The following is an 8,730-nucleotide window of genomic DNA, read 5'->3' as shown; positions in this document are numbered from 1 at the left end:
GGCCATTCGCTTCAGATTTTGGCCTTCGCCCGACTAAATCCACTAAGTCAATTGGGGGCCAAGCCCATTCACTTCAACAATATTCCTATCTCTACATCGTGGCAGGCCAGAGGGGGGTGGGACGGAGCGCAACGGAGCAGTCTCCCTGCCTTGCAACAATCAACGCTATTCTCCCCCTCCCGCATCGGCCACGAATCCGCCTATAGTGCTGCCATGCCCATCCGCCAGCTTTCCGAAACGATGATCAACCAGATCGCCGCCGGCGAAGTCATCGAGCGTCCGGCAAGCGTGGTCAAGGAACTGGTCGAGAACGCGCTCGATGCCGGCGCTACCAGAGTCGAGATCGTCACCGCCGGCGGCGGGCTGAACCTGATCCGCGTCAGCGATGACGGCTCGGGCATTCCGGAAAAGGAACTGGCGCTGGCGATCGCGCGCCATTGCACCTCCAAGCTCGCCGACGACATTCACGACATCCGCTCGCTCGGCTTTCGCGGCGAGGCCTTGCCCTCGATCGGCTCGGTGGCGCGGCTGTCGATCCGCTCGCGCACCGCGTCCAGTGAAAACGCCGCCGAGATCGGCATCGACGGCGGCCGCGTCGCCGCCGTCAGGCCGGCCGCGGCCAATCGCGGCACCACGGTCGAGGTGCGCGACCTGTTCTTCGCCACGCCGGCGCGGCTCAAATTCATGAAGGGCGAGCGCGCCGAAAGCTCGGCCATCGGCGACGTGGTCAAGCGCATCGCCATCGCCTTCCCCACCGTGCGCTTCACCCTGGCCGGCCCGGACCGCTCGACGCTGGAACTGCCGGCGACCGACGACAGCACGGAAGGCCGGCTGCGCCGGGTGGCACAGGTGATGGGCGCCGACTTTCCGGACAATGCGATCGCCATCGACGCGATGCGGGACGGCGTGCATCTCACCGGCCATGTCTCGGTCCCCTCCTTCACCCGCGCCAACGCGCTACAGCAATACGCCTATGTCAACGGCCGCCCGGTGCGTGACAAACTGATCGCCGGCGCCATTCGCGGCGCCTTCGCCGACGTGCTGCCGCGCGACCGCCATGCCGTCACCGTGCTGTTCCTGACGCTCGATCCGGCGATCGTCGACGTCAACGTCCACCCGGCCAAGGCAGACGTGCGCTTCCGCGACCCGGGGCTGGTGCGCGGGCTGATCGTCGGCGCCACCCGTGAAGCACTGGCCCATGCCGGCATCCGCGCCGCCACCACGGGGGCCGCCGGCATGATGGCGGCGTTCCGGCCCGGCGCGGCATCCTATGCGCATGGCGGGCCGGCCAACGGTCACCGCAGTTACGAGGCCGCCTATCGGGCCTCAGGCTTTGCCGGGTTCGATCCGGCCCGTTCGCCGCAGCGGCCGCTCGATATGGGCGGCGGCTTTGGCGAGGACGAGCAGGCGGCGTTCGATGCCGGGCCGCCGCACAGTGCCGACGCGCGCGCCGGACAGGACCAGGCGGCAGAGACGCTGCTCGGCACGGCATTGGGCGCGGCGCGCGCACAAGTGCATGAGAACTATATCGTCGCCCAGACCAGGGATTCGCTCGTCATCGTCGACCAGCATGCGGCGCATGAGCGGCTGGTCTATGAGGCCTTGAAAAATGCGCTGCACTCACGCGCGGTGCCGTCACAGATGCTGCTGCTGCCCGAAATCGTCGACCTGTCGGAGGAAGACGCCGAACGGCTCGCCATGCACTCCGAGACGCTGGCCCGCTTCGGCCTCGGCATCGAGCGCTTCGGCCCCGGTGCCGTCGCGGTGCGCGAGACGCCGTCAATGCTCGGCGAGACCAACGTCCAGCAGCTGGTGCGCGACCTCGCCGACGAGATCGCCGACAACGATACGGTCGACACGCTGAAGGAGCGGCTGGACAAAATAGCCGCGACCATGGCCTGCCACGGCTCGGTGCGTTCCGGCCGTCTGCTCAAACCGGAAGAGATGAACGCGCTGCTGCGGCAGATGGAGGCGACGCCCGGCTCCGGCACCTGCAATCACGGCCGCCCGACCTATATCGAGCTCAAGCTCGCCGACATCGAGCGGCTGTTCGGGCGGCGGTGAGCATTACCTGCGCAACGCCAAGTGAAGCACCCGGTCAGTTCACCAATTTCTGATACTTCTTGGTTTTGCGCGAGAAAACATAGTCCATCGTGAAACCGGCGCCGCCGCCGCGAAAATTTACCGAAATAATCTCGACGGTTTTTTCTGTTTGTTTTTGAACGTTCATATAGATTGGTGTCATCAGCATTCCCGCGTCGCAATCTTCGTCATCGAAAGCGATCTCTTGAACGACTTTCTTGCTGCGCTTGCTGATGACTAGCAACTTTTCCATGCAAATGCCGGCGTCGGTTTTCGCGTAGATTCCCGCAAATCTGTCGGTGGCGGTCTGCGCCCAGAACGGGATCTCAACGGTTCCGTCAATCTTCCCGTCGCCGGTATCGTCCAGGCTCGCAACTTTCTTGAGCGAGACGGGATGTTTGTCCGCACCCTTGCTCCAGGTTCCTGTTGCGCCGCTTTCACCAATGTCGAGAGAAAATGGGCATCCACTGGTGTCGACGGGCGTTTTCGAACCCATGACCAGCACCCGGTCGAATTCCTTGTCGTCCGCAATCTCGCAAAGGGATACGCTGGTGCCGTTGATCTTGCCGTACACTGCTATCGGGCTTTGCTTCGCGTCGTAGAAATAGCTCCCCTCGACCGTAATCCCGCTGCCGAAACTGTCATTCCTCTGCAGCGACAGGTGGACCGGGTTAGGCCCAATGAAACCTTCGTAATTTTCGACCTGATACCAACCCGCGGCGGCTTTTTGGCTGAGCAGCAACACGAAAAAAACTGCGGAGATAAACTGCATTCCCATGTCGACCCTTACTGCGCTTCGCCAATGCGATCAACATAGACACCCGCCTGGCTCGTGTCTGCATCGCAATGGCCGTCAGTAGCCGGTTTGAGTCGGCAAAAGGCCTCAACCATCTGATTCATCTCTTCAAATTCACCACGATGACGCCACCAAGCGCCAGCGCGCCGCCGATTATGCCGAGCAGCGTCGGCACCTCGCCCAGCCAGAAGAAGCCGATCAGCGTCGCGACCGGCGACACCAGATAGAGGAAATTGGAGGCGCGCGCGGCGGGCAGCCGGGAAAGCGCTGTTGCCCACGCGGCATAGGCGATGAGGCTGGGCACGATGCCAAGAAAGATGACCGCGCCGAGCCCGGCGGTGTCGGCGACCGCCGCTTGCGCCAGACCGCTCGGCAGGAAGGGCGACAGGCAGAGCGCGCCAAGCACCATGTTCGAGGCAGAGATCGTCAGCGGGTGGTGGCGGCCAAACAGCGGCTTCTGGACGATGGTGTTGACGGCCGAGCACAATGCCGAGCCGAGGACAAGCAGCGCACCACTGTTGAAATTCAGCCCTTGCCCCTCGCCCATGGCGATGATGCCGATACCGGCGAAGGACAGGAATGTGCCGGCCCACGCCAGGCCCGAGAAGCGTTCGCCGAGCAGCGCCATGGCCATGATGGCGGTGAAGATCGGACTGACATTGATGATGAAGCCGGCCGCACCGGCTGAAACGGTCAGTTCACCGAAATTGAGCATCACCGTGTACAGCGCGACGAAGACGGCACCGCCGAACACAAAGCGCCAGAGTTCATCGAGCCTGGGCAGTGCCGGCCGCTTGACAGCGAGGAAGATCGCCGCCGGAACCGCGGCGATGGCAAAGCGCAGCGCGCCAAGTTCCAGCGGCCCGAAAGCGGCAAGGCCGGCGCGGATCGCCGGAAAGGCCGAGGCCCAGCCGAGCACCGTCAGCGCCACCGCGATGGCAGCCGCGGCATCCATGCGCTGTGTCGTATTCAACGTGCCGGTGTAAGCGCTCATCTGGGCGTCCTCGCGATCCAATGCCATGAAGTAGAGAAACGCTATTGCGGGTCGGTTGACAAACGAACAAATCGAGGATCACCTGTGACTATGGATCACAGCTCAGACCCGATGCTGCCGCTCGAAACGCTGCGCGCCTTCGACGCCGCGGCTCGGACCGGCAGCTTTTCGGCTGCGGCCGAGAAGCTCAATATCACCCATGGCGCCGTCAGCCGGCAGATCGCCAAGCTCGAGGGTTGGCTCGGGCTGAAAGTCTTCGATCGCGGCGCGCGCGGCGTCTCGCTGACCGTCGAGGGCAACCGCCTGCATCTGCGCACCACCGAAGCCTTCGCCCTGATCGCCAGCAATTCGGATCGCTGGGTTGAGCCGCGCGGCACGGCGGTGGTGCGGCTGACCTCGATCCCCTCGGTCAGCGGGCTGTGGCTGATGCCGCGCATGGCCGCGCTGGAGAACCACCCGTCCAAGCTGCGCATCGTGCTCGACGTCGACATCCGCCAGGGCGATCTTGCCGACGAAGGCATCGACCTGTCGATCCGCTGTGGGCGCGGCCGGATTCCGGGCCGGATCTCGGTGCAGCTTTTCGAAGAATATGTGTTCCCGGTCGCCTCGCCGGAATTGGCCAGGGAGATCGGCCGCGGAGATCCTGCCCGGCTGCTCGAATTTCCGGTGATCAACGATTCCGACGCTTCGGCCTGGCGCGCCTGGTTTGCGGCGCAGGAGATGGACTATCGGCCGCGGCCGCACGACCGCCGTTTCGAGGACTACAACCTCGTGCTCGACGCCGCCGCGCACGGGCTCGGCATTGCGCTGGCACGTCCGCCGTTGACGGTGGACCAATTGAAGTCGGGCCGCATCGTCGCCGTCGACGAACGCAGCGTTCTCAGCCCGATATCCTACTGGCTCGACCGGCCGCTGGGGCGGCCGCGCGCAGCCGCCGCCGAGCTCGCCCGGCGCATCGCCGTCCAGGCAGGGCTGCCAGCGGAGAAGATCGAGCAGTTTATCACGGCCGAGGAAGGAGATGCCTAAGACGCGTCGCGTTCGACCGGCATCATGCGACGTGCTTCAGGTTCTTGTGTTTATGCATGTCGCGCAAAACCGCCGCACACTTTGCGCGACATGCATTGGCATTCGCTTTGCCGGCTTGTTTGAGCAAGTGTCACCAGAAACAGAACCAGGCAAGGCCAACCAAGCTTGACCTCGCCGCAATTTGTGGCGATGACATCGTCATGAATTTCGGCACCACCCCATGATGAACCGTTTCGAAGGACCCGGCGGCAAGGAAGCCCGCATCCGCTATCTCGATGGCGACTTCCAGGTGACCAGCCCCGGCGCCTTCGTGCGCTGCGCGGTGACCGGCGAGAGCATCCCGCTCGACGAGCTCAAATACTGGAGTGTCGCCAGGCAGGAACCCTATGTGAATGCCGCCGCCTCGCTGCGCCGCGAGATCGAAGCGCATCCGGAACTGCGCCGCCGACGCTAGTTCAGCGCAAATGGGAGTCGCCCCGTTGCGATCCTGCGCCCTCTGCCGCGGCGTCAGGCCGGCAACACCGAAACCTTAGAGGTTATCTTGAAATAAAAAACCCGCCTCGGGCTCGAGGGCGGGTCACCGGCGAATCATCACCATACTCAGATTAGTAGCATAGCTGCCGGCACAAAGCAAGAACAAAATACGCTCGACCGGCGGAAAGCTGCAAATTCCAGTCCTACATCGCCTCGGTGCTCAAGCTGCTGGTCAGCCCCTCAGCCTGCGCTGCCGCCAGGCATCCAGCGTCTCGTCGATAATGCGCTGCGGCACGTGGTCAAGCTCGAACACAGTGTCGATCTTCAGCACATCGAGCCCGTCGAGGAATTCCGGCGGTGCTGCGCCGTGACGCAGGCGGGCAGCGTCCTTGGCGGTGGTAATGAGGCCAAGTCCGGCTTTACGTGCTGTCGCCGCCAATTCGGCAAGCTCGTCCGCACTGTAGAAATGATGGTCAGGAAATGGTCGGGTCAGCGCAAGCTCGCCCCCGGCCTCGCTTACGGTGTCGAAAAACCTGTCGGGATGACCGATGCCGGCGAACGCCAGGAACCGCCTGCCGGCCAGCGTCACCTTGCTGCTCGGCGCGGTATGCGCCTCGAAGATCGGCCTGCCGGCGCGCGCTGCCTGGCGCACGACCGTATCGGCCGCGGTGCCCTCGCCCATCTTCAGCAAGGCGCTGGTGAAGACCAATTGGTCGACGATGTTTGCCCGCAGCGGTCCGCCAGGGATGACGCGGCCATTGCCGATGCCATGGCGCGCGTCGACGACGACCAGCGCATAGTCGATGTGGATGCGCGCGCTCTGAAAACCGTCATCCATGATCAGGAAATCGCAGCCGAGCTTCTCCAGCAGAAGCCTGGCGCCGGCGGCCCGGTTCGGCGTCACCGCGACCGGCGCGTGTCCGGCCAGAAGCAGCGGCTCATCGCCGACATGCTTGGCGGCGTCGTGGTGCGGATCGACGATATGCGGCTGCGCGAAGGAGCCGCCATGGCCGCGTGACAGGAAACCCGGATTGAGCTGCATGCGCCGGGCCTGCTCGGCCAATGCGATCGCCACCGGCGTCTTGCCGGTGCCGCCGACGGTGAAGTTGCCGACGCAGAGCACCGGCGCCTCTACCTTTTCGCGCGGCGCATGCCGCATGCGGCGACCGGCGACAAGCGCATAGATGGCGGAGAGCGGCGACAGCGCCGTGACCCGCCAGTCGGGCTCTTCCCACCAGAAGGGCGGCGCTTCCGAGGTCACGTCAGCGCCCGTTCGCGCCCTTCAGGCGCGACTTGACGACCAGCGGCTGGATATAGGGCTCGAGCGACCTGAGGGTATGTGCCAGCGCACCGCGCATCTCGTCGACCGTCGCCGCGCCCGCCGCCATCATCTCATGGCGGGCCGCCTCGTTGGTCAAAAGGAAATTGACGGCGCCGGCCAGCATATCGCGGTCGCGCACCAGCTTGGCGCCGCCGCTATCGAGCAGGCGCTGATAGGCCTCGCGAAAATTCTGGACATTGCGGCCGGCAAGCACCGCCGTCTCCAGCATGGCCGGTTCCAGCGGGTTCTGGCCGCCTTCGGAAGTCAGCGAACGGCCGACAAAGGCGATTTCCGTCAGTCTCAGATAAAGCCCCATCTCGCCGATCGTGTCGCCGAGCAGAATATCGGTGTCGGCAGTGATCCTGTCGCCCTTGCTGCGCTGCGCCAGCTTCAGGCCCATGCCGGAAATCTGGGCGGCCAGCTGCCCGGCGCGATCGGGATGGCGCGGCACGATGATCGTCAAAAGCCCGTGGTGGCGCTTGTGCAGCATGGCGTGAACTTCGGCGGCGACCGCCTCTTCGCCATCATGGGTCGAGATCGCCGCCCAGGTCGGGCGACCGCCGATCTGGCGTTTCAGCGCCGCCAGTGCTCGCTCGTCGGCCGGCGGCGGCGCGGTGTCGACCTTGAGATTGCCGGACACGGTGACCGGCCGGGCGCCGAGCGAAAGGAAGCGCTCGCCATCGAGATCCGATTGGGCAACGACATGGGCGAGATTCTCGAACAATGCTTCGGCAATGTTGGCGCGCTTCTTCCAGGATTTGAAAGAGCGGTCGGACAGCCTGCCATTGACCAGAACCTGCGGCACGCGGCGGGCGCCGAGTTCCAGGATGGTCATCGGCCAGATCTCCGATTCGGCGATGATCGCCAGGTCCGGCTGCCAATGGTCGAGGAAGCGGCTGACCGCCGGCTTGAGGTCGAGCGGCACATATTGGTGGATGATGCGGTCGCCCAGCCGTTCTTCGGCGACCTGCGCCGAGGTGACGGTGCCTGTGGTCAGCACGATGTTGACGCCGTAATCGAGAATGCTCTCGACCAGCGGCACGACGGCGATGGTCTCGCCGACGCTGGCTGCATGGATCCAGATCACCGGGCCTTCGGGGCGCTCGCGTCCGGCGACGCCGTAGCGTTCACGCCGGCGAATGCGGTCCTCCTTGCCTCTGGAAGTGCGCCAGGCGACGTAAGGTCCGACCAGCGGGTAGGCGGCGGCCCCGGCGAAACGGTATGCCGTCAGGAAGGCGCGCGCCCAGCGCATACTCATTTCGAACCGTCCACAAGCCGATAGGCCTCGGCGGTCGCGGCATTGAGCGAGGCCGTGACCTCCTGGCGCTTGCGTTCCATTTCCGCGGCGTCGGCGTTGGCCGGCACGAAGACGGGCGTGCCGACGACAATCGAGGAGCGGCCGAAGGGCAGGTTGATCGTCGTCTTGTCCCAGCTGCCCTCGATCACCTTGCGGCGGCTGGTGGCTATCGCGGCAGGCAGGATCGGCCGGCCGGACAGCCGCGCCAGGAGGACGACACCCAGCCCCGCATCGCGTGGCGTTCCGTGGGGAATATCAGCTATCATGGCGACATTCTTGCCGGTGGCGAGCGACTTTTTGAGGGCGATGAGCGCCTTGGCCCCGCCCTTGTCGAGATGCCTTGCGCTTTGGCGCCCGCCAGAGCCGCGCACCGCCTCGATGCCGAATTTCTCGACCATCAGCGCGTTGAGCTCGGCATCGGCGCTGCGCGACACCATGGCAACCAGCGGCCGTCCCTTGGGATAATAGGCCGGGGTCAGCAAATGCTGGCCGTGCCAGAGGGCGATGATGCCAGGCTCGAGCTGCGCATAGGCGCCGCCGGAAAACTTGGCCGATCCGTCGACCATGCGGTTGGTCAAGCGGACAAGGCGGACGAAATACGCAAACAGCGCGGCAAGCGCATTCTTGACGAATCGCGACTGCGCCAGCGGTTCGCGGATCTTGCGCCAGAACGTCTTCGGCTTGCGACGTCTGACCGCCGACCGCGGGGCTGAACGCTTGACCGCTTCATGGTTCATCGA

General features: G+C 64.7%; 8 protein-coding genes. 3 read left to right on the top strand and 5 right to left on the bottom strand.

Translation table 11 applies throughout. The features are described from left to right. The first annotated feature begins 213 nt into the window (after nucleotides 1-213). The gene (mutL, locus tag NKJ84_RS30060; protein WP_352509474.1) at nucleotides 214-2,064 is read left to right on the top strand and encodes a DNA mismatch repair endonuclease MutL; all 1,851 of its coding nucleotides are present in this window, start codon (nucleotides 214-216) and stop codon (nucleotides 2,062-2,064) included. Nucleotides 2,065-2,098: 34 nt separating this feature from the next. Here mutL and NKJ84_RS30055 read toward each other — a convergent pair whose 3' ends face one another. Both NKJ84_RS30055 and NKJ84_RS30050 read right to left on the bottom strand, forming a co-directional pair. Then, nucleotides 2,099-2,854, bottom strand: coding sequence for a hypothetical protein (locus tag NKJ84_RS30055; protein ID WP_352509471.1), 756 nt, complete (start codon nucleotides 2,852-2,854; stop codon nucleotides 2,099-2,101). A gap of 124 nt (nucleotides 2,855-2,978) precedes the next feature. Then, a complete protein-coding gene (locus NKJ84_RS30050) occupies nucleotides 2,979-3,872 on the bottom strand; it encodes a DMT family transporter (protein WP_352509470.1) in 894 nt (297 codons plus the stop codon). A gap of 90 nt (nucleotides 3,873-3,962) precedes the next feature. On the opposite strand from NKJ84_RS30050, the gene NKJ84_RS30045 reads away from it, so the two are divergent. Further along, entirely contained in the window at nucleotides 3,963-4,898 is a 936-nt protein-coding gene (locus NKJ84_RS30045; protein WP_352509469.1) for a LysR family transcriptional regulator, read from the top strand. 220 nt (nucleotides 4,899-5,118) lie between these two features. Beyond that, nucleotides 5,119-5,352 carry a DUF2093 domain-containing protein gene (locus NKJ84_RS30040; protein WP_031211156.1) on the top strand — a complete coding sequence of 78 codons (234 nt, stop codon included), beginning with the start codon at nucleotides 5,119-5,121 and terminating at the stop codon, nucleotides 5,350-5,352. Between the two features lie 252 nt (nucleotides 5,353-5,604). On the opposite strand, the gene lpxK is transcribed toward NKJ84_RS30040, so the two are convergent. Genes lpxK through NKJ84_RS30025 form a run of 3 tightly spaced genes read right to left on the bottom strand, consistent with a single transcriptional unit; the run spans nucleotide 5,605 to nucleotide 8,727 of the window. Then, complete coding sequence (lpxK, locus tag NKJ84_RS30035) at nucleotides 5,605-6,633, bottom strand: tetraacyldisaccharide 4'-kinase (RefSeq protein WP_352509468.1); 1,029 nt, start codon at nucleotides 6,631-6,633, stop codon at nucleotides 5,605-5,607. Nucleotide 6,634: 1 nt separating this feature from the next. After that, nucleotides 6,635-7,951 carry a lipid IV(A) 3-deoxy-D-manno-octulosonic acid transferase gene (waaA, locus tag NKJ84_RS30030; protein WP_254817457.1) on the bottom strand — a complete coding sequence of 439 codons (1,317 nt, stop codon included), beginning with the start codon at nucleotides 7,949-7,951 and terminating at the stop codon, nucleotides 6,635-6,637. After that, complete coding sequence (locus NKJ84_RS30025; RefSeq protein WP_352509467.1) at nucleotides 7,948-8,727, bottom strand: lysophospholipid acyltransferase family protein; 780 nt, start codon at nucleotides 8,725-8,727, stop codon at nucleotides 7,948-7,950. Before NKJ84_RS30025 ends, waaA begins: the two co-directional genes overlap by 4 nt. Nucleotides 8,728-8,730 lie beyond the last annotated feature (3 nt).

It is taken from the genome of Mesorhizobium sp. M0048, assembly GCF_040323405.1.
In the GTDB taxonomy this organism is placed as follows: domain Bacteria; phylum Pseudomonadota; class Alphaproteobacteria; order Rhizobiales; family Rhizobiaceae; genus Mesorhizobium.
Note: the sequence above shows the minus strand (reverse complement) of the source record. Positions and strands in the feature narration are given on the sequence as shown.